The organism is Allobosea sp. BE125 (genome assembly GCF_031456075.1).
In the GTDB taxonomy this organism is placed as follows: Bacteria; Pseudomonadota; Alphaproteobacteria; order Rhizobiales; family Beijerinckiaceae; genus Allobosea.
Genome location: NZ_JAVDTY010000002.1, coordinates 75,484 through 98,019, shown reverse-complemented (window position 1 = coordinate 98,019; position 22,536 = coordinate 75,484). Strand labels below are relative to the sequence as shown.

18 protein-coding genes are annotated in these 22,536 nt (G+C 65.9%); 8 read left to right on the top strand and 10 right to left on the bottom strand.

Annotated features, from left to right (window positions below):
• The first annotated feature begins 102 nt into the window (after window positions 1-102).
• Window positions 103-813 (top strand): DUF502 domain-containing protein, encoded by a 711-nt coding sequence (locus tag J2Y55_RS05765; RefSeq protein ID WP_310149043.1) that lies wholly within the window; start codon window positions 103-105, stop codon window positions 811-813.
• 39 nt (window positions 814-852) lie between these two features.
• Here the strand turns inward: J2Y55_RS05765 and recG are convergent, their stop codons facing one another.
• Window positions 853-2,955, bottom strand: a complete 2,103-nt coding sequence (gene recG, locus J2Y55_RS05760; RefSeq protein WP_310149040.1) for an ATP-dependent DNA helicase RecG — start codon at window positions 2,953-2,955, stop codon at window positions 853-855.
• A 158-nt stretch (window positions 2,956-3,113) separates the two neighbouring features.
• On the opposite strand from recG, the gene J2Y55_RS05755 reads away from it, so the two are divergent.
• Both J2Y55_RS05755 and mfd read left to right on the top strand, forming a co-directional pair.
• A complete protein-coding gene (locus tag J2Y55_RS05755; protein ID WP_310149037.1) occupies window positions 3,114-3,410 on the top strand; it encodes an FAD assembly factor SdhE in 297 nt (98 codons plus the stop codon).
• Window positions 3,411-3,545: 135 nt separating this feature from the next.
• The gene (mfd, locus tag J2Y55_RS05750) at window positions 3,546-7,094 is read left to right on the top strand and encodes a transcription-repair coupling factor (RefSeq protein ID WP_310149035.1); all 3,549 of its coding nucleotides are present in this window, start codon (window positions 3,546-3,548) and stop codon (window positions 7,092-7,094) included.
• Between the two features lie 15 nt (window positions 7,095-7,109).
• Here mfd and J2Y55_RS05745 read toward each other — a convergent pair whose 3' ends face one another.
• Together J2Y55_RS05745 and J2Y55_RS05740 are read right to left on the bottom strand one after the other, a co-directional pair.
• Window positions 7,110-8,129 (bottom strand): AMP-binding protein, encoded by a 1,020-nt coding sequence (locus J2Y55_RS05745; protein ID WP_310149032.1) that lies wholly within the window; start codon window positions 8,127-8,129, stop codon window positions 7,110-7,112.
• Between the two features lie 10 nt (window positions 8,130-8,139).
• Window positions 8,140-9,993 (bottom strand): extracellular solute-binding protein, encoded by a 1,854-nt coding sequence (locus tag J2Y55_RS05740; protein ID WP_310149029.1) that lies wholly within the window; start codon window positions 9,991-9,993, stop codon window positions 8,140-8,142.
• Between the two features lie 240 nt (window positions 9,994-10,233).
• Between J2Y55_RS05740 and J2Y55_RS05735 the strand changes: the two genes are divergently transcribed.
• Window positions 10,234-11,043 (top strand): invasion associated locus B family protein, encoded by an 810-nt coding sequence (locus J2Y55_RS05735; protein ID WP_310149026.1) that lies wholly within the window; start codon window positions 10,234-10,236, stop codon window positions 11,041-11,043.
• Window positions 11,044-11,161: 118 nt separating this feature from the next.
• Here the strand turns inward: J2Y55_RS05735 and hspQ are convergent, their stop codons facing one another.
• On the bottom strand, window positions 11,162-11,491 hold the full coding sequence (gene hspQ / locus J2Y55_RS05730; protein WP_069691631.1) for a heat shock protein HspQ: 330 nt from the start codon (window positions 11,489-11,491) through the stop codon (window positions 11,162-11,164).
• Between the two features lie 127 nt (window positions 11,492-11,618).
• On the bottom strand, window positions 11,619-12,668 hold the full coding sequence (locus J2Y55_RS05725) for an HpcH/HpaI aldolase/citrate lyase family protein (protein WP_310149021.1): 1,050 nt from the start codon (window positions 12,666-12,668) through the stop codon (window positions 11,619-11,621).
• Between the two features lie 343 nt (window positions 12,669-13,011).
• Between J2Y55_RS05725 and J2Y55_RS05720 the strand changes: the two genes are divergently transcribed.
• Window positions 13,012-13,983: an AEC family transporter gene (locus J2Y55_RS05720; RefSeq protein ID WP_310149017.1), complete on the top strand. Its 972-nt coding sequence runs from the start codon at window positions 13,012-13,014 to the stop codon at window positions 13,981-13,983.
• Window positions 13,984-14,018: 35 nt separating this feature from the next.
• On the top strand, window positions 14,019-15,146 hold the full coding sequence (locus tag J2Y55_RS05715) for a CaiB/BaiF CoA transferase family protein (RefSeq protein WP_310149014.1): 1,128 nt from the start codon (window positions 14,019-14,021) through the stop codon (window positions 15,144-15,146).
• A 23-nt stretch (window positions 15,147-15,169) separates the two neighbouring features.
• Here the strand turns inward: J2Y55_RS05715 and J2Y55_RS05710 are convergent, their stop codons facing one another.
• Together J2Y55_RS05710 and J2Y55_RS05705 are read right to left on the bottom strand one after the other, a co-directional pair.
• Window positions 15,170-16,345, bottom strand: a complete 1,176-nt coding sequence (locus J2Y55_RS05710; protein ID WP_310149011.1) for a UbiH/UbiF family hydroxylase — start codon at window positions 16,343-16,345, stop codon at window positions 15,170-15,172.
• 55 nt (window positions 16,346-16,400) lie between these two features.
• A complete protein-coding gene (locus J2Y55_RS05705) occupies window positions 16,401-18,047 on the bottom strand; it encodes a SulP family inorganic anion transporter (protein WP_310149009.1) in 1,647 nt (548 codons plus the stop codon).
• A 137-nt stretch (window positions 18,048-18,184) separates the two neighbouring features.
• Here J2Y55_RS05705 and J2Y55_RS05700 point away from each other — a divergent pair, with 137 nt between their 5' ends.
• Window positions 18,185-19,159 carry a quinone oxidoreductase family protein gene (locus J2Y55_RS05700; protein ID WP_310149006.1) on the top strand — a complete coding sequence of 325 codons (975 nt, stop codon included), beginning with the start codon at window positions 18,185-18,187 and terminating at the stop codon, window positions 19,157-19,159.
• A 111-nt stretch (window positions 19,160-19,270) separates the two neighbouring features.
• Entirely contained in the window at window positions 19,271-19,645 is a 375-nt protein-coding gene (locus tag J2Y55_RS05695; RefSeq protein ID WP_310149003.1) for a hypothetical protein, read from the top strand.
• Window positions 19,646-19,752: 107 nt separating this feature from the next.
• On the opposite strand, the gene rimO is transcribed toward J2Y55_RS05695, so the two are convergent.
• From rimO to J2Y55_RS05680, 3 genes are all read right to left on the bottom strand, one after another.
• A complete protein-coding gene (gene rimO / locus J2Y55_RS05690) occupies window positions 19,753-21,072 on the bottom strand; it encodes a 30S ribosomal protein S12 methylthiotransferase RimO (protein ID WP_310149000.1) in 1,320 nt (439 codons plus the stop codon).
• 99 nt (window positions 21,073-21,171) lie between these two features.
• On the bottom strand, window positions 21,172-22,041 hold the full coding sequence (locus tag J2Y55_RS05685) for a sulfurtransferase (RefSeq protein ID WP_310148997.1): 870 nt from the start codon (window positions 22,039-22,041) through the stop codon (window positions 21,172-21,174).
• On the bottom strand, window positions 22,038-22,475 hold the full coding sequence (locus tag J2Y55_RS05680) for an OsmC family protein (protein ID WP_069691622.1): 438 nt from the start codon (window positions 22,473-22,475) through the stop codon (window positions 22,038-22,040). Before J2Y55_RS05680 ends, J2Y55_RS05685 begins: the two co-directional genes overlap by 4 nt.
• Window positions 22,476-22,536 lie beyond the last annotated feature (61 nt).

Here is a 22,536-nt window from a genome sequence, read left to right as displayed (position 1 = left end):
TGAATTCCGCTGGATCCTTGAATTCTGCTGGGAGCGTTGGCACGTCTGTCGCATGGTGGCCGGCCAATGGCGGCTGAACGCCCGACTGACCGGAACCTTCGCATGACCGCCGGCCCGCCTGATCCCCGCCTCATCATCCAGACCGACCTGTTGCGCCCGACGGCCGGCACGCGGCTGCGGCGCTATTTCCTGACCGGGCTCGTCATCGCGGCTCCTCTGGCGATCACAGCCTCTGTGACCTGGTGGTTCATCACCCTGATCGACGGGCTGGTGAAGCCGTTGATCCCGAACTCCTATCTGCCCGATTCCTATCTGCCGTTTCCGATTCCTGGCCTTGGCATCATCATCGGCTTGATCGGGCTGACGTTGCTCGGCTTCCTCACCGCCAATTTGGTCGGCCGCACCTTGATCGAGGCGGGCGAAGCGCTGCTCAATCGCATGCCGGTGGTGCGCAGCCTCTACAAGGGCGTGAAGCAGGTCTTCGAGACGATCTTCTCGCAATCGGGCACCTCGTTCCGCAAGGTCGGGATGGTGCAGTTCCCGCAGCCGGGCATGTGGTCGATCGTCTTCATCGCGCAGGAGGCCGCGCCCGAGATCGCCGGAAAACTGCCTGATGGAAATGAGCAGATCGGGGTTTTCCTGCCTTGCACGCCGAACCCGACGACGGGCTTCTTCTTCTACCTGCCGCGCAAGGAGGTCATCGAACTGACGATCTCCGTCGAGGACGGCGCCAAGCTGATCATGTCGGCGGGACTGATCCAGCCGGGCGAGGCCGCGCCGAAGCTGATGCCGGGCACGGATACCGGCAAATAGCACTGGTCGGATCCTCCGGGGCGCGTTTGATCGGGATTGCTACCCCGCGCGCAACAGCCTGATCGCGACATCGCGCTCGAATAGATAGAGCAATGTCCTCACAGCCTCGCCGCGCGGACCCTCGAGCTGCGGATCGCGCTCGATCAGCAGGCGGGCATCGTCGCGCGCGGCGGCGAGCAGATCGCCATCCGTTTCCGGTCGCGCAATCTGCCAGTCCGGCGAGCCCGACTGCTTGGTGCCCAGCACCTCGCCTTCGCCGCGCAACCTCAGATCCTCCTCGGCGATGCGGAAACCGTCCTCGGTTTCGCGCATGATGGTCAATCGTGCTTCGGCTACCGGTCCCAAAGGTCCCTTGTAGAGCAGGAGGCAGTTCGAGGCGGCCGAGCCGCGCCCGATGCGCCCACGCAGCTGGTGGAGCTGCGCCAGACCGAAGCGTTCGGCATGTTCGATCACCATCACGCTGGCATTGGGCACGTCGACGCCGACCTCGATCACCGTGGTCGAGATCAGGACGCGCGTTTGGCCCGCCACGAAAGCCGACATCGCCGCATCCTTGTCGCGTCCAGGCATCTGGCCGTGCAGCAGCCCGACCCGCTCGCCGAAGAACTCACGCAGAGCATCGAAGCGCTCCTGCGCGGCGGCGACGTCGAGCGTGTCGGATTCCTGCACCAAGGGGCAGACCCAATAGACCTGGGCGCCGGCCTCGACCGCACGCCCGACCGCGCCGACGACCTCGTCATAGCGGTCGAGCGAGATCGCCTTGGTCGCGATCGGCTTGCGTCCCGCCGGCTTCTCGGCCAGCACGGAGATATCCATGTCTCCGAACCAGGTCAGCGACAGCGTGCGCGGGATCGGCGTCGCCGTCATCACCAGGATATCGACCGCTTCGCCCTTGGAGCCGAGCAGCAGGCGCTGATGCACGCCGAAACGGTGCTGCTCATCGACGATGGCAAGCGCGAGATCGCGAAAGGCGACCCCCTCCTGGAACAGCGCATGGGTACCGACCGCGATCGCGATCTCCCCATTCGCCAGCCCCTCCAGCACACGGGCCCGGCCCGGACCCTTTTCGCGCCCGGTCAGCAATGCGAGCTTGAGGCCCGCGGTCTCGGCGAGTGGAGCCAGCCGCTCGGCATGCTGGCGCGCCAGGATTTCGGTCGGGGCCATCAGCACGGATTGCCGCCCGGCCTCGGCGGCGGCGGCCATCGCCATCAAGGCGACGACCGTCTTGCCCGAGCCGACATCGCCCTGCAGCAGGCGCAGCATGCGCTCGGGCTTTTCCATGTCGTCATGGATGTCATTGAGCGCCTGCCGCTGGCCCTCCGTCAGCGTAAAGGGCAGGGCGGCCTCGATCCGCCGCCGCAACACGCCATCCCCAGCGGTCGCCCGGCCGGCCTTCTTCTTCTGCTGCCGTCGCACCAGAGCGAGCGCGATCTGGCTCGCCAGCAATTCGTCATAGGCGACGCGGCGACGCGCGATCGTGTCGCCCTCGATCGCCTTGAGATCGGGCGGATGATGCAGGGCCTGCATCGCCTCGAAGAAGGGCGCAAACCCGCTCTTGGCCAGGAAGCTCGGGTCCTGCCATTCCGCCAGATCGGGGCATTTTTCTGCAGCCGCGCCGGCTATCCGCGTCATCACCCGGGCACTGAGGCCTTCGGTCAGTCCGTAGACCGGTTCGATCGCCGGCAACGTCGCGGCGAATTTGGGATCGAGGATGCGGTCGGGATGCACCATCTGGCGCATGCCGTCCCAGAGCTCGAGCTTGCCGGAGATGAGCCTGTAGGCGCCGATCGGCAGGGTCTGCAGGAGATGGCGCACATCGGCATGGAAGAACACCAGCGTCACGTCGCCGGTCTCGTCCTCGACGATGATGCGATAGGGCGCCTTCGCCTTGGTGGGCGGCGCGGGGCGATGCTCGGTCACCTGCGCATTGAAGGTCGCGACATCGCCGATCGGCGCATCGGCGATCGAAGGGCTCGGCCGCCGGTCGATCGCACCGGTCGGCAAGCGAAACAGCAGGTCGATGACGCGTGCGGGGCGCGTCTCGTCGCCGAGGAGCTTGTCCAGCAGCTTGCCGAGCTTGGGGCCGACGCCCGGCAGCGTCGTCACGGGGGCGAACAGCGGGTCGAGAAGGGATGGGCGCAAGCGGCTACTCGGGACATGTCAGGAGTGCGAAGATCTTAGGCGTTCTGCCGCTGACTTCGTCGGGTCGCAACGCTATATAGCGCGCGACGGCAGGCTCCGCGACGGGGCCGGCCCAATCGTCATTGCACCGTTCCAGATTTCTTGCCCGAGGTTTTCACATGAGTGGCTCGACGAGGACCAGCGCCGATCTCGACCCGCGCCGGCGAAAGATCCTGTTTCGCGCCTGGCATCGCGGCATGCGCGAGACCGATCTGATCATGGGCCGCTTCGCCGACGCCGAGATCGGCACGCTGAGCGACGCCGAACTCGATCTGTTCGAGCAACTGATCGAAGTGCTCGACCGCGACCTGCTGTCATGGATCACGGGCGAAGCCGAGGTTCCCACAAATTACGATACTGACCTGTTCCGGCGGCTGAAGGCATTTCATCACCACGGCAAGCCGATTCATGTGTGAGACGATGAGGCGCGCGCTCGCGCCTTCGTCCTGGTCGGGCTTGACCCGACCATCTCTGAAACCAGTGGCCTCTTGTCCCGAGATTCTCGGGACAAGCCCGAGAATGACGCTTTCCACGAGAATGACGCTTTTCATATGAGCATCCCGCCTCCCGCCCAACTCGCCAAGCTGCAGAGCGACCGCATCCTCGATGCGCTCAACCGCGGCGACAAGCCGACGCTCGCCAGCGTTCCCGACGGATTCGACGCCGTCATTCTGGCCGATCTCGTGCGCGCCCGGGCGAAGAAGGCCGAGGGCGCGGCCATGCTCGTCTTCATCGCCCGTGACGGTCAGCGCCTGCAGGTGCTTGAGAACGCCTTGCAATTCGTTGCGCCCGATCTCGAGGTGATGTCCTTCCCGGCCTGGGACTGCCAGCCCTATGACCGCGTCTCGCCGGCCCCCTCGATCGTCGCGCATCGCATGACGACACTGTCGCGGCTCGCCAAGACGAAGTCCGGCGACAAGCCGCGCCTGCTGCTGACGACCGTCAATGCGGCGCTCCAGCGCGTTCCGGCCTTCAGCAAGGTGGCCTCCGAGAGCTTTTCGGCCGCGCCGGGCAATATGGTCGACACCGAGCAGCTCGCGCGCTGGCTCGACATGAACGGCTACTTGCGCACCTCGACCGTGCGTGAGACCGGCGAGTTCGCCGTGCGCGGCGGCATCGTCGATCTCTTCCCGCCGGGCATGCCGGCGCCGATCCGGCTTGATTTCTTCGGCGATACGCTGGAATCGATCCGCACCTTTGATCCCGAGACGCAGCGCACCACCGGGCAATTGCGCGGGCTCGATCTCGTGCCGATGTCCGAGGCGCAGATGACCAGCGAAAGCATCAAGCGCTTTCGCCAGAGCTACATCACGACCTTCGGCACGCCCGGCCGCGACGACACGCTCTACGAAGCAGTCAGCGAAGGCCGCCGCCCAGCCGGGCTCGAGCATTGGCTGCCGCTCTTGGCCGACAAGCTCGACACGCTCTTCGCCTATCTGCCCGATGTCCCGCTGGTGCTCGATGCCCAGGCCGATGACGCGGTGGGCGAGCGCATCAGCCTGATCAAGGATTATTACGACGCCCGCAAGGCGGCGATGGACCAGCCGAGCGCCGGCGGCGCGCCTTATAAGCCGCTGCTGCCGAATGCGCTCTATCTCTCGCCGGCGGAATGGCGCGGGATCGTCGACCAGGCCGGCGTCGCCGCGCTGACGCCGTTCCAATTGCCCGACAGCGACGGCAAGCTGATCGTCGATCTCGGCGCGCGCCAGGGCCGCAGCTTCGCTGCCGAGCGCGCCGACAATGCCGGCAGCGTGTTCGATGCAGCCGTCGCCCATGTGAAGGCGCTGCAGGCCGATGGCCGCCGCGTCATCCTCGCAGCCTGGTCGGAAGGCTCGCGCGAGCGTTTGGCGCATGTGCTGGCTGATCACGGCCTGAAGACCGTGCAGACGACGGGTTCGCTGCGCGCCGCCTTCGATCTCAAGCCCGGCACGACGGCGCTGGCCGTCTGGGGCTTCGAGACCGGCTTCGAGGCCGGCAAGCTTGCGGTCATCGGCGAGCAGGACATTCTGGGCGACCGCCTCGTGCGCCCGCGCAAGAAGACGCGCCGGCCGCAGGATTTCATCGCCGAACTGTCATCGCTTAGCCCCGGCGATCTTGTGGTTCATGTCGATCACGGTATCGGCCGCTTCATTGGCCTGCGCACGATCACGGCGGTCGGCGCGCCGCATGACTGCCTCGAAATCCACTATGCGGCGGATTCGAAACTCTTCCTGCCGGTCGAGAACATCGAACTGCTCTCGCGCTACGGTTCGGAGGATACCGAAGTTCCGCTCGACCGTCTTGGCGGCGGTGGCTGGCAGGCGCGCAAGGCCAAGCTGAAGCAGCGCATCCGCGAGATGGCGGGCAAGCTGATCGCGATCGCAGCCGCGCGCGCACTCAAGGAGGCCCCGCGCCTGGTCCCGCAGGAAGGGCTCTACGACGAGTTCTGCGCCCGCTTCCCCTTCGAGGAGACCGAGGATCAGCAGGCCACGATCGATGCCGTGCTCGACGATATGGCCGCGGGGAGGCCGATGGACCGGCTGGTCTGCGGCGATGTCGGCTTCGGCAAGACAGAGGTCGCGCTGCGGGCTGCTTTCGCCTGCGCGCTGAACGGCAAGCAGGTCGCTGTGGTGGTGCCCACCACGCTGCTGGCGCGCCAGCACTACCGCAATTTCGCCGAGCGCTTCAAAGGGCTGCCGGTCCATGTCGGCCAGGCCTCGCGCTTCGTGGCCGCGGCCGACCTCAAGGCGGTGAAGGCCGGGATCAAGGACGGCACGATGGATATCGTCGTCGGCACCCATGCGCTGCTGGGAAAGGCGATCGAGTTCAAGGATCTCGGCCTTGTCATCGTCGATGAGGAGCAGCATTTCGGCGTCAACCACAAGGAGCGGCTGAAGGAGTTCCGCGCCGAGGTCCATATGCTGACCCTGACGGCGACGCCGATCCCGCGTACGCTCCAGCTCGCCATGACCGGTGTGCGCGAGCTCTCGATCATCGCGACGCCGCCGGTCGATCGGCTTGCGGTGCGCACTTTCGTGACGCCTTTCGACCCGCTGATCGTGCGCGAGGCCTTGCTTCGCGAACGCTACAGGGGAGGCCGCAGCTTCTATGTCGTGCCGCGCATCGAGGACATTTCCGACGTCAAGGATTTCCTGGACAAGCAGGTGCCCGAGGCCAAGGTCGGCATCGCCCACGGTCAGATGGCGGCAGGCCAGCTCGAGGACGTCATGACGGCCTTCTACGAGGGCCAGTACGACGTGCTGCTCTCGACCACGATCGTCGAATCGGGCCTCGATATTCCCAATGCCAACACGCTCATCGTCCACCGCGCCGACATGTTTGGCCTCGCCCAGCTTTATCAGCTCAGGGGCCGTGTCGGCCGCTCCAAGGTGCGCGCCTATGCACTCTTCACCATGCCGGCCAACCGCAAGCTGACCGAGCAGGCCGAGCGCCGCCTCAAGGTCCTGCAATCGCTGGACACGCTGGGCGCCGGCTTCCAGCTCGCCAGCCACGATCTCGACATCCGCGGCGCCGGCAATCTGCTCGGCGACGAGCAGTCGGGCCATATCAAGGAAGTCGGCTACGAACTCTACCAGCAGATGCTGGAGGAGGCGGTCGCGGCGCTGAAGTCCGGTGTCGATTTCGAGAGCAACGCGCAATGGTCGCCGACGATCCAGATCGGCGCGCCGGTGATGATCCCCGAGCATTACGTCACCGACCTGACGCTCAGGCTCACGCTCTACAAGCGCCTCTCGACGCTGGACGACGATGGCGACATCCAGTCCTTCGGCGCGGAATTGGTCGATCGCTTCGGCCCGCTGCCGGACGAAGTGCAGCAGCTTCTGGAAATCGTCGCGATCAAGGCCCTGTGCAAACGCGCCAATGTCGAGAAGGTCGAGGCTGGCCCCAAAGGCATCATCGTCGCCTTCCGCGACAACGAGTTCGCCAACCCCGAGGGCCTCGTCGGCTATGTCGCCAAGCAGGGCACGCTGGCGAAGGTGCGCCCCGACATGCGCGTCGTCTTCATCGATGATTTCGAGACTGCCGAGGAGCGGCTCAAGGGCACGCGCCGCCTGTTGACAGACATGGCCCGGATTGCCGAGCGCAAGAAGGCGGCTTGAAAGGCCGCCTGACGATCAGCGCCTGCTAATGTCGATCTCCGCCGCCGAGCGGACATCGATGTCGACGATGGCGAGATCGGGCCGGTCGAGCGCCGGCAAGCTGCGCCCGTCTCCTGGGCGGTGCACCAGGACGACGCTCGCCAGCGAGGGGTCGGCGGCCAGCCGCGAGCGCGCCAGCGCCGGCTCCATCGCACCCGGCAGGACGAGATGGACGTTGCGTCCACCCGCGACGCAGGCCTGCAGGTCGCCGAGGCTGAACAGGCCGAGCGGCAACAATTCGACGCCGGTCAGCAGCGCCATGCCCGGCCCGGTCGCCAAGGCGGCGAGGTCGCCGCCGACCAGCGTGGTCACGATCCGCGACGAGGCCAACGGCTTCAAAAGGCGCGATATCTCCAGCGACTTGCCGAGCACGTCGCGCTCGGAAACCATCAAGGGCCCTGCGAAGCTCAGCGCATCGACGACCTGGAGAACCGGTCGCCCGCTTTGTTCGGGCAGCGGATGCAGGCCGGCGCTCGCCATCAGCGCATCGAGAGGCGCGACGCCGTCGGGGACATCCTGCCCGAAACCGCCCACGAAGCGCGTGCCAAAGGCCCGGACGGCGAGATTGCGCAGCATGATCAGCGGCCGCAGCGGCCCGACACGGCCGACGCCGAGCGCCATCACTGCGTTGGACGCCTCGACCAACCCCAGCAGCTCGAGTTCATTGCCGTGCAGCGGCAGCATCAGCGGCGACAGGCCCGCGCGCAAGCTGGCGAGGATGGCGACGATCGCCTCCGGACCGAGCGGCGCCAGGATGGCGACGGTCGCGCCCGGCTGCGCGTGATTGACGGCGAGCAATCGCGCGAGTTGGTCGACACGCTCCTCGAGCTGCATGAAGCTCAGCGAGGTCGGGATCGTGTCGCTCCAGCCCCGGCGTCCCGGCGGGTCGCGCAGCGCCGCCTCATACCCCCGGCTGCGGGTCAGGGCTTTCAGCAGGGTGTCGAGGTCAAGCCCGTCGAGCAGGGCGGAAGCGGCGTCGTCCTGTTCTGCCCGCATCGGCTGCCCTTCAGTTGGCCGGCGCCGACGCCGCCGGGCGGCGCGCCAGAGCTTCGGTGGCGAGGAAATAGGCCGGCTTGCGTGTTGGCAAGGTGACATCGCGTGAATGCGCCAGCCATGTCTCGGGCAGGTAATATAGCGGCACGACATAGAAGCCCGAGAGCAGCGCCCGATCGAGTACGCGCACGGCCGCGACGAAATCCTCGCGCTCGCGCGCTGCCAGAATAGCCTGCAGGGCAGCATCGACGGCCGGCGATTTCACGCCGGCATAATTCAGCGCGCCCTTGCGGTCGGCATTGACTGAGCCCCAGCGGCCGACCTGTTCGTTGCCGGGCGAGGCGGAGGCCGGCCATGTCCACTGGATCATGTCGAAATCGAAGGCCGACAGCCTGCGCCAGTACTGCACATCGTCGATCAGCCTGACGTTGACACCGACGCCGAGACGCCCGAGCGAAGCGGCATAGTTCAGTGCAAGACGCTCCTGAGGCCGGTTGGTGACGGTGATCTCGAAGGCGAGTGGCTCGGTCGTCCTGGTATTGCGCAGAACCCCGTCCTGAAGCTCGTATCCAGCCGTCTGCAGCAGATCGAGCGCCTTGCGGGCCTGTTCGCGGTCGCGGCCTGAGCCGTCGCTTGCAGCCGGCACCCAGGTTCCGGCGAGAATATCGTCGCGCACGCTGCCCGGAAACGCAGCCAGCAAGGCTTTCTCCCGCGCATCAGCGGGGACGCCGAGCGCCGACAACTCCGAATCGGAGAAGAAGCTGCCGGCGCGGCGATAGACGCCGTGGAACAGGTTGCGGTTGACCCATTCGAAATCGAACATGATGCCAAGCGCTTCGCGGACGCGGACATCGGCGAAGGCCGGCCGGCGTGTGTTGAAGACGAGGCCGGTCATGCCTTTGGGGGCCTGGAAGCGCAGCGCTTCCCGCACGATGCGACCATCGCGCACGGCAGGCACGTCATAGCCGGTCATCCAGCGTGTCGGATCGGGTTCGAGCCGGATGTCGTAAAGGCCTGCCTTGAAGGCCTCGAACAAGGCGTTGGCGTCGCGATAGAAATCGTAGCGGATCTCATCGGCATTGAAGAGGCCGCGCGTCAGCGGATGGTTTTCGGCCCAGAAATCCTTGCGGCGCTTCAGCGTCAGCGCCTCGCCGGGCCTGACGTCGCTGACGAGATAGGGGCCAGAGCCGAGCGCCGGCTTGAAGCTGGTTTCGCCGAAAGTGTCCGCATTGGTGGCGTGCCTGGCGAAGATCGGCATCGCGCCGATCACCAATGGCAATTCGCGGTTCGAGCCGTCGCCGAACTCGAACACGACAGAGCGCGGCGAGGGCGCCTCGGCCTTCGTCACGCGGCCGAGGCTGGAGCGGTGGAATGGCTTGCCCTTGGTCTTCAGCATCTCGAAGGTGAAGAGCACGTCGTCGGCAGTCACCGGCGTCCCGTCGGAGAAGCGCGCTCTTTCGTCGATCTCGAAGGCGAGCCGGGTCCGCGCCTCATTGAGCTCGACGCGGGATGCGAGCAGGCCATAGGCGGTGAAGGGTTCATCGGCTGAGCGGTAGAGCAGGCTCTGCTGGACGTAGCGCGGCACGGCGTCGGGCGCGACGCCGAGCACGACCAGCGGATTCAGGCTGTCGAACGTGCCCTGCAAGCCAAAGACGATGCGCCCGCCCTTGGGGGCGTCAGGATCGGCATAGGGCAGATGACTGAAGCCCGGCGGCAGGGCCGGCTCGCCATGCATCGCGATGGCATGGGCAGAGGAGGGCGATTCGGCATGCGAATCCGCGCCCATCGCCAGGATGAGCGTCAATGCAGAGAAGATTGCTTTGGCCGCAGTGCGCAATGCGGAGCGGCCCATGCGAGGCGAAGACATCGTCAAACCTGATTCCCGTGCGTGAGGATAACACGGCAACTTCGCAGTCACGCAGCTATTCGGACTGGAATCATGTAACGGAACTCGCTAAAGGCGACGCTAGGTGTCATGCAAACGCCTCAATCACCCCTGATGTGCTCGGCTTGCGGTGGCTGGCGCTGATATGCGATTGGGCTGTCGATGGTGGCGCGCGCGGCTTGCGAAGTCGTGGTCCCGAATTCGCAGATTAAGGAATGACAGATGTCCGCTTCGTTTAGCTTGTCCTCGCGCGTTCTGGGCGCCGCCCTCAGCGTAGCGCTGGGTCTTGGCCCCGTCGCCGCCTTCGCCCAGGCCCCGCGCCCCGCGCAGCGCCCCGCGCAGCCTGCCCAACCGGCTCAGCAGCCCGCCGCTCCCCAGGGCGGACAGGCCGCAACCGGCCCGACCGTCGTTCAGGTCAAGCCCGAGCCCTCGCAGACCAACTGGACCAAGGTCTGCGGCAAGGACCAGGCTGCCAACAAGGAAATCTGCTACACCACGCGCGATTTCGTCTCCGACCAGGGCCAGCCGGTGCTCGCGGTCGCCGTCTATGACGTCAAGGGCGATCCCAACAAGATCGTGCGCTTCCTGATGCCGCTCGGCCTGCTGCTGCAGCCGGGCATCCGCTTCGGCGTCGATACCGCGCAGCCCACCCCGGGCCGCTATGCAATCTGCTTCCCGAACGGTTGCTTCGCCGAGGCGCAGGTCAAGGACGACTTCATCAATGCGATGAAGAAGGGCACCAATCTCAGCATCAGCGTCCAGAACCAGGGCGCGCGCGAGGTCTCCTTCTCCATTCCGCTCTCCGATTTCGCCAAGGGGTTCGACGGCGCGCCGATCGATCCCAAGGTGCTCGAGGACCAGCAGAAGGCCCTGCAGGACGAGTTGGCCAAGCGTCAGGAAGAGCTGCGCCAGCGTCTTGGCGGCAGCGGCGCCAACGCCACTCCGGGCGTCCCGGGAGCTGCGCCTGCCGTGCCGGGCGGGCTTTCGGCCCCGGGCGCTGCGCCGGCCCCTGGAGCTGCTCCCAAGCCCTGATAGGCAGGAGACGACGTCACAAGGAAAAGGCCGGTCCCAGGAGGGGCCGGCCTTTTTCATGATCGCCGGCCTTCTCATGACCACATGGATGTGGGCTTGCGTGGATCGAGGGCCGGCCTCAGTTCAATCCGGCGCGATCGATCTGGTATTGCCCCTTGCGATCGCGGCGGAAAAATTCCTTGGCTTGCGGATGGCGGATCGGCCGCCCCGACTCGTCGATCACAAGGTTCTGCTCCGAGACATAGGCGACGTATTCCGTCTCCTCGTTCTCGGCGAAGAGATGGTAGAAAGGCTGGTCCTTCGACGGGCGCAGATTCTCCGGGATCGCCAACCACCATTCGTCCGAATTGGCGAAAACGGGGTCGACGTCGAAGATCACGCCACGGAACGGATAGACGCGGTGCTTGACCACCTGTCCGATCCTGAATTTCGCCGAACGTGCTTGCATCGTAGGCTTTGGTCCATGCTGGGGCGGGTAAGCGGAAGAGGTGCCCGGCTAAAATATTGTCAGGCGCTTGCTTGAGGATTGCGTCGCAAATACGTCAAAATCAACAAGTTCCAACTGAAATTAGTGATTATAACCCATAGCGTTCCGCAAGTGCCGGGTCGCGTCCCGCGACCTGTTTCGCCAGATCGACGATGACCTTGGCCTGTTTCCAGGTGGCATCATCCTGCATCTTGCCGTCGATCATCACAGCGCCGGAGCCGTCCGGCATCGCTTCCAGGATGCGCTTGGCGAAGGCGACCTCGGCGGGATCCGGGCTGAAGACGCGTTTGGCGATCTCGATCTGCGAGGGATGCAATGTCCAGGCGCCCGAGCAACCGAGCAGGAAGGCGTTGCGAAACTGCGCCTCGCAGGCGGCCGTATCGGCGAAGTCGCCGAAGGGCCCGTAGAACGGCTTGATGCCGGCCGCTGCGCAGGCATCGACCATCTTGGCGAGCGTATAGTGCCAGAGGTCCTGCTGGGCGACGGCGCGCGGGGCGCCATCCGTCGTGGGATCCGCTATGACCTTGTATTCCGGGTGGCCGCCGCCGACGCGTGTCGTCTTCATCGCTCGCGAGGCCGCGAGATCGGCCGGCCCCAGGCTCATCCCATGCATGCGCGGGGAGGCGGTTGCGATCGTATCGACATTCTTCACCCCCTCGGCGGTCTCGAGGATGGCGTGGATCATGATCGGCTTGGGCAGGCTGTGCCGGGCTTCGAACTGGGCCAGCAGCTGGTCGACATAATGGATGTCCCATGGCCCCTCGACCTTGGGCACCATCACGACATCGAGCTTGCCGCCGATCTCCGCCATGATCGCGGTGATATCGTCGAGGAACCAGGGCGAATTCAGCGCGTTCACCCGCGTCCACAGCCCGGTCTTGCCGAAATCGACGGCCTTGCCCATCGCGATGAAGCCGTCGCGGGCCGCCTGCTTCGCCTCGACGGGAATGGCGTCCTCGAGGTTGCCGAGCACGATATCGACCTGGCCCGCGAGCTCACCGACCTTGGCGCGCACCTTTTCCAGATGCGGCGGCACGAAATGGATCATCCGTTCCAGTTTCAGCGGGAGCTCGCGGAACGGCTCCGGCGCGCCGATGGCGAGCGGGCGGAAGAACTGGCGCGGCGTCTTGACGGTCATGGCGAGGCTCCATGGTGCAATGCCGCAATGTGACGAAGGCCGCCTATCCCGTCCATCGTCCATTATGCGGGCAGCGGGAGGCGGAGATTCAATGCCTAGGAAATATTACCTAACACATTTGTTAGGTCTATATTCCCAGGAATAATACCCTTGCCCGGCGATGGCTGACTGCCGGCACGGCGCGAACGCGCTTGCACGCTGGCATGAAGCGGCTAAACGGCAGGCAACGCCGTCATTCCGGCTCTCATAAGAGTTAGAGCAGGATGCGAAAAACCGGTGCCCACTTTTTCGCATCCTGCTCTAACGCGGGCCACAGCGCCCGTCTCAGGTAGCACCCATCCGCATGGCCGACCTCGCCGGAATCTTCAATCTCGTCGCGCCCTTTTTCGGGCTGATCCTGCTCGGCTTCATCATCGGGCGTTACAAGCGATTGCCGGAGGCGGGGCTCGCCTGGCTGCAGTTCTTCCTGATCTATGTCGCGCTGCCGCCGCTGTTCTACCGGCTGATCGCCGACAAGCCGCTGAGCGAGCTCAGCAATTGGCGCTTCGTCATCGCTACGACGCTGTCGACCTTCTGCGCCTTTGCCCTGTCTTTCGCGATCGGGATGAAATTCACCCGCCGCGACATACCCCAGTCGGTGATGCAGGGAGTGGCCGGCTCCTATTCGAATATCGGCTATATGGGCCCGCCGCTGATCCTGGCAGCGCTCGGTCCGGCCTCGAGCGCGCCGCTGGTGCTGGTCTTTGTCTTCGACAGCATCCTGTTGTTTTCGCTGGTCCCTTTCCTGATGGCGATCGCCGGTGTCGAGAAGAAGAGCCTGCCCGCAACCATGGGCGAGATCGTCTGGAAGGTCCTGACCCACCCCTTCAACCTCGCCACCGCGGCAGGTGTGATCGCGGCCTTCACCCATCTCGAATTGCCGACGGCGATCGACAAGATGACGCTTTGGCTCTCGCAGGCGGCCGCGCCCTGCGCGCTCTTCCTGCTCGGCGTCACGGTGGCGCTGCGGCCGATGAAGGCGATGCCCGGCGAGGTGCCGCTGCTGGTCCTGGTCAAGCTCGTGCTGCACCCGCTGCTGGTCTGGGTACTGCTCTCGGCCATCGCCGATGTGCCCGACCAGTGGATCTTCACCGCCATCATCATGGCCGCTCTGCCGCCGGCGCTGAACATCTTCGTGATCTCGACGCAGTACAAGGTGGGTGTCGAGCGCGCCTCGGCCTGCATCCTGGTCGGCACCATCGTGTCGATGGGCACTTTGACGGGCTTCCTGTGGCTGGTGAAGACGGGCAGGATGGTCGCCGACCTGTTCCCCTGAGCGCGCGGCCAAGCCGGTGCCGAAGCGAGGCGCCGATGCTGCCGCTGGACGACCTGCTGGTTCTGGATTTCTCGACGCTGCTGCCGGGACCGCTGGCGAGCCTGTTCCTGTCGGAGGCAGGGGCGCAGGTGGTCAAGATCGAGCGCCCGGGCGGCGAGGACATGCGCCGCTTTCCGCCGCGCTTCGGCGAAACCTCCGCCCCCTTCGCCGTGCTCAACCGCGGCAAGGCGAGCCTCGAGATCGACCTCAAGGCAGCGGATGCCCTGGCGCGCCTGACACCGCTGATCACGCGCGCCGATATCCTGATCGAGCAGTTCCGGCCCGGCGTGATGGAGCGGCTCGGCTTCGGCTTCGAAGCATTGAAGGCCATCAATTCGCGCCTGATCTATTGCTCGATCAGCGGCTTCGGCCAGACCGGCCCGCGCGCGCAGGAAGCCGGCCACGACATCAATTACCAGGCTATCGGTGGGCCGCTCGGCCAGTCGCTGAAGCGCGGCGCACCGGCGCCACTGCCGCCCGCGCTCGTCGCTGATATCGGCGGCGGCACGATGCCGGCCGTGCTCAACATCCTGCTCGCCCTGCGCCAGCGCGAGCGCAGCGGCGAGGGTTGCCATCTCGATATCGCCATGTCGGACGCGATGCCGGCCTTCGCCTGGTACGGCATGGCGCAGGGGCAGGCGGCCGGACGCTATCCCGCCGGCGGGGAGGGCCTCTTGACCGGGGCAAGCCCGCGCTATGGGCTCTATGCCACTCAGGACGGCTGGTTTCTCGCAGTCGGCGCTCTGGAGCCGAAATTCTGGAACGGCTTCTGCGAGGCGATCGCTCTTGAAGAGCGCTTGCGCGACGACAGTACCGATCCGGCCGCCACGAAAGCCGCCATCGAAGCCATCATCGCATCAGCCCCCGCTGCGCATTGGCGCGATCTGCTGGAGCCGCTCGATTGTTGCTGCACGGTCGTGCGCACGCTGGAGGAGGCCGTCACGGACCCGCATCTGACCGCGCGCGGCCTACTTGATGCGCAGGCCGAAGAGCCGGGCGGACAGCGCCTCGTTTCGACGCCGCTGCCGCTCGCGCCGGTCTTTCGCGATCAGGCGCAAGCCTTGCGCAAGGTTGCCGCCAGCGGAGTGGATACCGATGAGCTGCTCAAGCCCAAGAACGGCTGAAGCCCCAAGCGGGCCAGCGCACTTCAGCGGGCAGTCCCGCCCGCCAGCCCCTGTCGCATGACGAAGCGGCGCAACGGGCCGATCCGCGACAGCGCCAGAAGCCCGGCGCCGCGCAGCAGATCGGCCGGCAGCAGATCGGTCAGCAGCGTGCGGTTCAGCGCATCGACCGCACTGGTGCGCAAGCGCACATCGCTCTGGCGCGCCCGGTCATAGGCCGCCATCACGACATCGTCGCCCGGATCATCCGAGCCGAGCAGCGCCTCGCGCAAGGCCATCACATCGCGCAGGCCGAGATTGAGCCCCTGTGCGCCGATCGGCGGAAACACATGCGCCGCCTCGCCGATCAGCGCCATGCGGTTGGCTGCGAAACGCTCGACGGAAAGGCCACCCATCGGAACGCGCCCGCGCGGGCCGGCAAGGCTCATCGCGCCGAGCAGCGAATGCGTCTGCGTCTCGACCCGGCGGGCGAAGCCGGCATCATCCAGCGCAGCGACCGCCTCTGCCTCCGCGGGATCCAGCATCCAGACCAGCGATGAGCGTCGGCCGGGCAGCGGCACCAGCGTGCAGGGGCCCTTGCGGGTGTGGAATTCGGTCGAGGTCTCCTGATGGTCTCGGCGATGATCAAGGATCGCCGTCAGCGCGACCTGCGGATAGCGCCAGTCGCGCGCGGCAATGCCGGCGGCGGCGCGCACCCGCGACTGGCGGCCATCGGCCCCGACGACGAGGCGGGCGCGCAATGGCGAAAAGCCCTCGCCGGTGAGCATCACGCCACCCTGATCGGGCGTGATCGCCGAGACCAGGCTTTCGACCAGCCGGATGCCGTCATGCTCGCGCGCCGCGCTCACCAATGCCGCCACGAGCTCGGCGTTCCCAACATTCCAGCCGAAAGCCACGAGCCCAGCCTCCGAGGCCCTGAATTCGACCGGCGGCTGGCGGAATAGGCTGCCGGTGTCGTCGACAAGCCGCATCACTTCCAGCGGAGCAGCCTTGCCGGTGAGCGCATCGGTCAGCCCGAACTCGGCCAGGAGCCGCCAGGAGCCGTCGAGCAAGGCCACGGTCCGCCCATCATGCGGCGCGGCGAGGGGGCCGAGCACGGCGACGCGTCGCCCGTCCTTGGCCAGCGCAAGCGCGGCAGCGAGACCGACGGCCCCGGCGCCGACGATCGCGATATCGACCTCGTTGTCCTGCGAAGTGCTCATAACTGTGTCGCTAGCTGAAGCAGACAGGCTTGGCCACCGGTCGCCGCGTCGCAGGTCAAGCGTTGCGGAAGGCGACGAGTGGCTCGCGGATGCCCTCATGCAGCAATACGCGCCGCACGGCCGGGGTGGCGCCGCTGATCTCGACGGTCGCGCCATGATGCTTCGCCTTGTCGATCACCGCCTTCAAGGCCACGGCCGCGCTCGAATCGGCGAAGGGCACGCCCGAGAGATCGAGCACGATCCGCTCCGGATAGCTGCCGATCCGGTCGAGCACGGTGATGACCTGCGTACTCGCGCCGAAGAACAGCGGCCCGTTGATCTTGTAGTGAAAGACGCTGCCATTGTGCTGTGCCGCGACAGCCATATCGGCCTCATCTTCTTCGGAGGCGGCCTCCATGCCGGCCTCGACAGTCACGACCTGCGCCATGCGGTGCATGAAGATCAATGAGCCGAGCACGACGCCGACGCCGATACCCACCATCAGATCCTCGAACATCACCAGCAGGAAGGTCGCGAGCAGGACGACGGCGTCGGCGCGTGAATGCTTCAGGATCGCGGCGAAGGCCGCCTTCTCCGCCATGTTCCAGGAGACGACGGCAAGCACGCCTGCCAGCGCCGCGAGCGGGATATAGGCCGCCAATGGCGCGGCGATCAGGATGAACAGCAGGATGAACAGCGCGTGCAGCATGCCGGCGACCGGCGTGACGCCGCCGGCCCGCACATTGGTCGCCGTGCGCGCGATCGTGCCGGTGACGCAGATGCCGCCAAACAGCGAGGACGCCATATTGGCAACCCCCTGGGCGACCAGTTCCATGTTCGAGCGATGCCGCCGCCCGGTCATCCCGTCCGCGACCACGGCCGAGAGCAGGGATTCGATGCCGCCCAGCGCCGCGATCGAGAGCGCGGCGGGCAGGATCGCGACCAGCTTGTCGAGCGTGAAGCCAGGCCAGTGCGGGGCGGGCAGGGTGCTTGGGATGCCGCCGAAGCGCGTGCCGATCGTCTCGACCGGCAGCTTCAGCAGGAAGACCAGTGCGGCTGCGAGCGCCACCGCGATCAAGAGCCCAGGCCATGTCGGCCGGATGCGCCTGAGACCCAGAATGACGCCGATGGTGAGCAGCGAGAGCACCAAAGCGGTGGGATTGAGCGTGCCGAGCGCGGCGGCAAGCGCCCCGAGCTTCGGCAGCAGCGCCGCCGGCTCCTTGCCGGGCAGCGTCAGCCCGAGCAGGTCGCGGATCTGGCTGGCGAAGATGATGATGGCGATCCCGGTGGTGAAGCCCACCAGCACGGGATGCGGGATGTAGCGGATATAGGTGCCAAGCCTCAGCAGGCCGATGGCGATCAGGAGTGCGCCTGCGATCAGCGTCGCCAGCAGCAACCCATCGAAGCCGTGCTGGTCGATCGTCGCCGCGATCAGGACGATGAAGGCCCCGGCGGGCCCACCGATCTGATAGCGGCTGCCACTCAGTGCCGAGACGAAGAAGCCGCCGATAATCGCGGTGAACAGGCCCGCCGCCGGTGTTGCTCCGCTGGCGATGGCGATTGCCATGGAGAGCGGCAGGGCGACGATCGCGACCGTGAGGCCCGCCAGCGCGTCGGCCTTCAAGCGATCGGGGCCGTAGCCTTCCTGCAGTGCCGAAATAAGCTTGGGAGTGAATTGCTTGAGGATATCGGCATCGCCACGACGGACGATTGGTTCGGTCATGTCACGCGCCCGCCCCGTATGTGCAAGTTTCGCGAGTCCGACTCGGCGTCCAACGCCGGTCCCCAGCGCAGTCCAGCCGTTGCACGGTACGGATGCAAGTCCCTATGGTCCCCTCTTCAAGCTAGGGAGTTGGATTCATGGTCAAGGCCATCCGCGTTCACAAGGTCGGCGGCCCCGAAGCGCTGCAATGGGAAGACATCACGCTGCCCCAGCCGGGGCCGGGCGAGGTGCTGGTCAGGAACCGCGCCATCGGCCTGAACTTCATCGACACCTATTTCCGCACCGGCCTCTACGCCGCCCCGCAACTGCCCTTCGTGCCCGGCAATGAGGGCGCGGGCGAAGTTCTGGCGGTCGGCCCCAATGTCAGCGAGTTCAAGGTCGGCGACCGTGTCGCCTATGTTGCGACGCTCGGTTCCTATGCCGAGGAGCGCATCGTCGCGGTCAATTCGGTTGTCGCGCTGCCGGACGCCGTCACCTATGAAGCCGCCGCCAGCATGATGCTGAAGGGCATGACGGCGGAATACCTGCTCCACCGCACCTATAAGGTGAAGCCGGGCGACACCATCCTCGTCCATGCCGCGGCCGGCGGCACCGGGTTGATCCTGTGCCAGTGGGGCAAGGCGCTGGGCGCGACCGTGATCGGCACTGTCGGTTCCAAGGAAAAGGCCGCGCTCGCCCAGGCGCATGGCGCCGACCACACCATCCTTTATCGCGAGGAGAACTTCCCGGCCCGCGTCAAGGAGATCACCGGCGGCAAGCTCTGCGCGGTGGTCTATGACGGCGTCGGCAAGGATACTTTCCTGCCCTCGCTCGACTGCCTGAGCCCCTTCGGCGTGCTGGCGAGCTTCGGCAATGCGTCGGGCGCCGTCGAGCCCTTCAATCTCGGCCTGCTCGGGCCGAAGGGCTCGCTCTATGTCACCCGGCCGACGCTCTTCACCCATATCGCCAAGCGCGAGACCATGATCGAGATGGCGGCCAATCTGTTCGGCGCCGTCGCGTCGGGCGCCGTCACCGTGCCGGTCAACGCGACCTTCGCGCTGCAGGACGCAGCCAATGCGCATCGCGCCCTGGAAAGCCGCGGCACCACCGGCTCGACCGTCCTGATCCCCTGACGCGAGCTTCAAGGCCGATTCGAGAAAAATCGCCTCGGCTTTGAACCTGTCCGGCCCGGCCTGCGACCAATGAGGGTCAGCACATGCTGATCCTCATTCGGGAGACAGGTCATGAACCGGACCATTCGTTTCGCGGGGCTCGTCTTGGCTTCGCTCACCATCTCGACAGTCGCCATGGCCCAGCAGGGTGGCGGTGGAGGCCGTGGCGGCGACGGCGGCGGCAATGGCGGCAGCGGAGGGGGCGGTGATCCCTCGATCCTGCAGGTGCTGCGCGAGGATCACGCCAGGGCCCGCCTGACCCGTGCGGTCGAGCTGCGGCGCGCCGGTACGGGCTGCCTCACCCATGTCTGCAACGAACCGCCGCCGCCGCGTCAGCCGCCCGTGCGGCAGGTCGCGGAGACCGGCAATGCCTGCGCCGGCGGCGAGGTCTTCGCGGTGCGCGGCCGGGGCGGCCAGATCATCCGCTATTTCTGCGAGTACCCTTGATGGTCTTAGAGCGTTTTCGAGCGAAGTGGACACCGGTTCGCGTGAAGAAAGCGCGTTAAAACAAAGAGCTAGAGAAATTGAACGATCCAATCGGATCGGAAATTGCTCTAGACGGCGACGCCGTGCAGGTCATAGGCGTCGGCCCGCTCGATCTTCACCGTGACGATGTCGCCGGGCCTAAGCGGCCGGCGGCTCGCGACATAGACATTGCCGTCGATCTCGGGTGCGTCCCATTTCGAGCGGCCCTTGGCGACGGTCGGACCGGCCTCGTCGATGATGACGGAAATGCGCTTGCCGACGCGGTTCTTGACGATGCGCGTGCTGATCTCGGCCTGCGCCTTCATGAAGCGGTGCCAGCGCGCCTCTTTTTCCTCTTCCGGGACCAGAGCGAGGCCCAGATCATTGGCCGGCGCGCCCTTCACAGGCTCATATTTGAAGCAGCCGACGCGCTCGAGCTTGGCTTCCTTCAGCCAATCGAGCAGGAAATGCACATCCTCCTCCGTCTCGCCGGGAAAGCCGACGATGAAGGTCGAACGGATGGCGAGATCAGGACAGATCTCGCGCCATTTGCGCAGTCGGTCGAGCGTGCGGTCCTGATGAGCCGGCCGCTTCATCGCCTTGAGAACATTGGGGGAAGCGTGCTGGAAGGGAATGTCGAGATAAGGCAGGATCAACCCCTCCTGCATCAGGGGGATGACCTCGTCGACATGCGGATACGGATAGACGTAGTGCATCCGCACCCAGATGCCCATCTGGCCCAATTCGCGGGCCAGCTCGAAGAAGCGGGTCCGAACTTCGCGGTCCTGCCACATCGAAGGCGCGTATTTGATGTCGAGGCCATAGGCGCTGGTGTCCTGCGAGATCACCAGCAGTTCCTTGACGCCGGCCTTGACCAGCTTCTCGGCCTCGCGCAGCACCTCGCCGATCGGCCGCGAGACGAGATCGCCGCGCAGCTTCGGGATGATGCAGAAGCTGCAGCGGTTGTTGCAGCCTTCTGAAATCTTCAGATAGGCGTAGTGGCGCGGCGTCAGCTTGATGCCCTGGTCGGGGACAAGGTCGATGAAGGGGTCGTGCCGTGGCGGCACCGCCTGGTGCACGGCCGAGACGACGCTCTCATAGGCCTGGGGGCCGGTGATCGCGAGTACGTTGGGGAAGGCATCGCGGATCTGCTCGGGCTCGGCGCCCATGCAGCCGGTGACGATGACCTTGCCGTTTTCCGACATGGCCGCCCCGATCGCCTCCAGCGATTCCGCCTTGGCGCTGTCGAGGAAGCCGCAGGTGTTGACGATGACGAGATCGGCGCCCGCATGCGACTTGCTGAGCTCATAGCCCTCCGAGCGCAGCGAGGTGATGATCCGCTCGGAATCGACCAGGGCTTTGGGGCAGCCCAGCGAAACAAAAGAGATTTTCGGCGCGACGGCGTTCATCGGCAGGCGACTCGACAATTCTGAAAGGAAGCGGCGCGGCATGGCGCGCGCACGGCGCTTCCTTTGAACCGTTTCAGCCTGTTTGGCAAATCTGGAAGGTTATGCCGCGGCTTCCGTCGAAACCGGCCGCTCCGAATCCTGCGTCCAGTCGGTCATCGAGCCATCATAGAGCGCGACCTCCTCACGGCCGAGCACCTCGGACATCACAAACCAGTTCAGCGCCGCCGTGTGGCCGGTGTTGCAATAGGAGATCGCCGGCCCGTTCGGCACGCCGGCAAACAGGGCGGACAGATCGTGGATCGGCTTCAGAGCGCCTGTCCCGGGGTCGAAGGCCTCGGCATAGTCGCGTGAGACCGCCCCGGGGATATGGCCGGCGCGCGCCGCCTCGGCAGCCTTCTCGCGGCCCTCGAAATAGCTTGTTGAACGCGCATCGACCAGGGTCGCGAGCTTGCTGCGCGAAGCCACGAGGGTTGCGTCGGTGTTGCTGCGCAATTGCTGTTGCATCACGACCAGATAGGGATCGGTCGATTTCGGCACGGACGGGCCGGTTTCGACCGGGCGCTGCGGATCGGCGCTCCAGGCCTTGAAGCCGCCGTCGAGAATGGCCTGCTGGCCGTGGCCGATCAGCTTCAGCGTCCAGTAGACCCGCGCGGCGGCGGCAAAGTCGGTAGCGCTGACGCCGGCCGGCACGATGACGACGTCGTCATCCGGCTTGATGCCGAGCCGTCCCGCGAGAGCGGCCAGATGCTCCAGCGGCGGCAGCATGCCTGGTGCATTGCCGACCTTGGCGCGCCAGCCGTCAGCCGCGTAGTCGCTGTGTACGGCGCCGGGAACATGTCCCGCTTCATAAGCAGCCTTGCCTCCGCCATCGACCGAGGAACGGATGTCGACGACGACGAGATTGCCGTCGCCCAGGCGCTGCTCGAGAGCTGCGGGCGTGATCAGTCCGGAGAATTGGGCTTTGCTCATTCGGCTGCTACCTTCTGCAATTCGTCGACCACATCGAGCGTGTAGCTCATCTCGGCCGTCGCCCCGAGCATGATCGAAGCGGAACAGTATTTTTCCTTCGACAATGTGACGGCCCGTTCCGCCTTCGCCTGCGATAGCCCACGCCCGGTGATCTTGTAGGCGAGGTGGATCTTGGTGAAGACCTTGGGATCCTCCGTGGCGCGCTCCGCCTCGACCTCGACCTCGCAACCGGTGACGCTCTCGCGGCCCTTCCTGAGGATCTGCACGACATCGAAGCCGGTGCAGCCGGCCAGTCCGATCAGCAGCATCTCCATCGGCCGGATGCCGATATTGCGGCCGCCATATTCAGGAGCGCCGTCCATCATCACGGCGTGGCCGCTGCCGGCCTCGCCCATGAAGGCCATGCCTTCGACCCATTTCGCCCGCGCTTTCATCGTTCGCTCCAATGCAAATCACTTGCACACAGGCTAGCGGCTGGTGAAGGCCGAAGCGAGA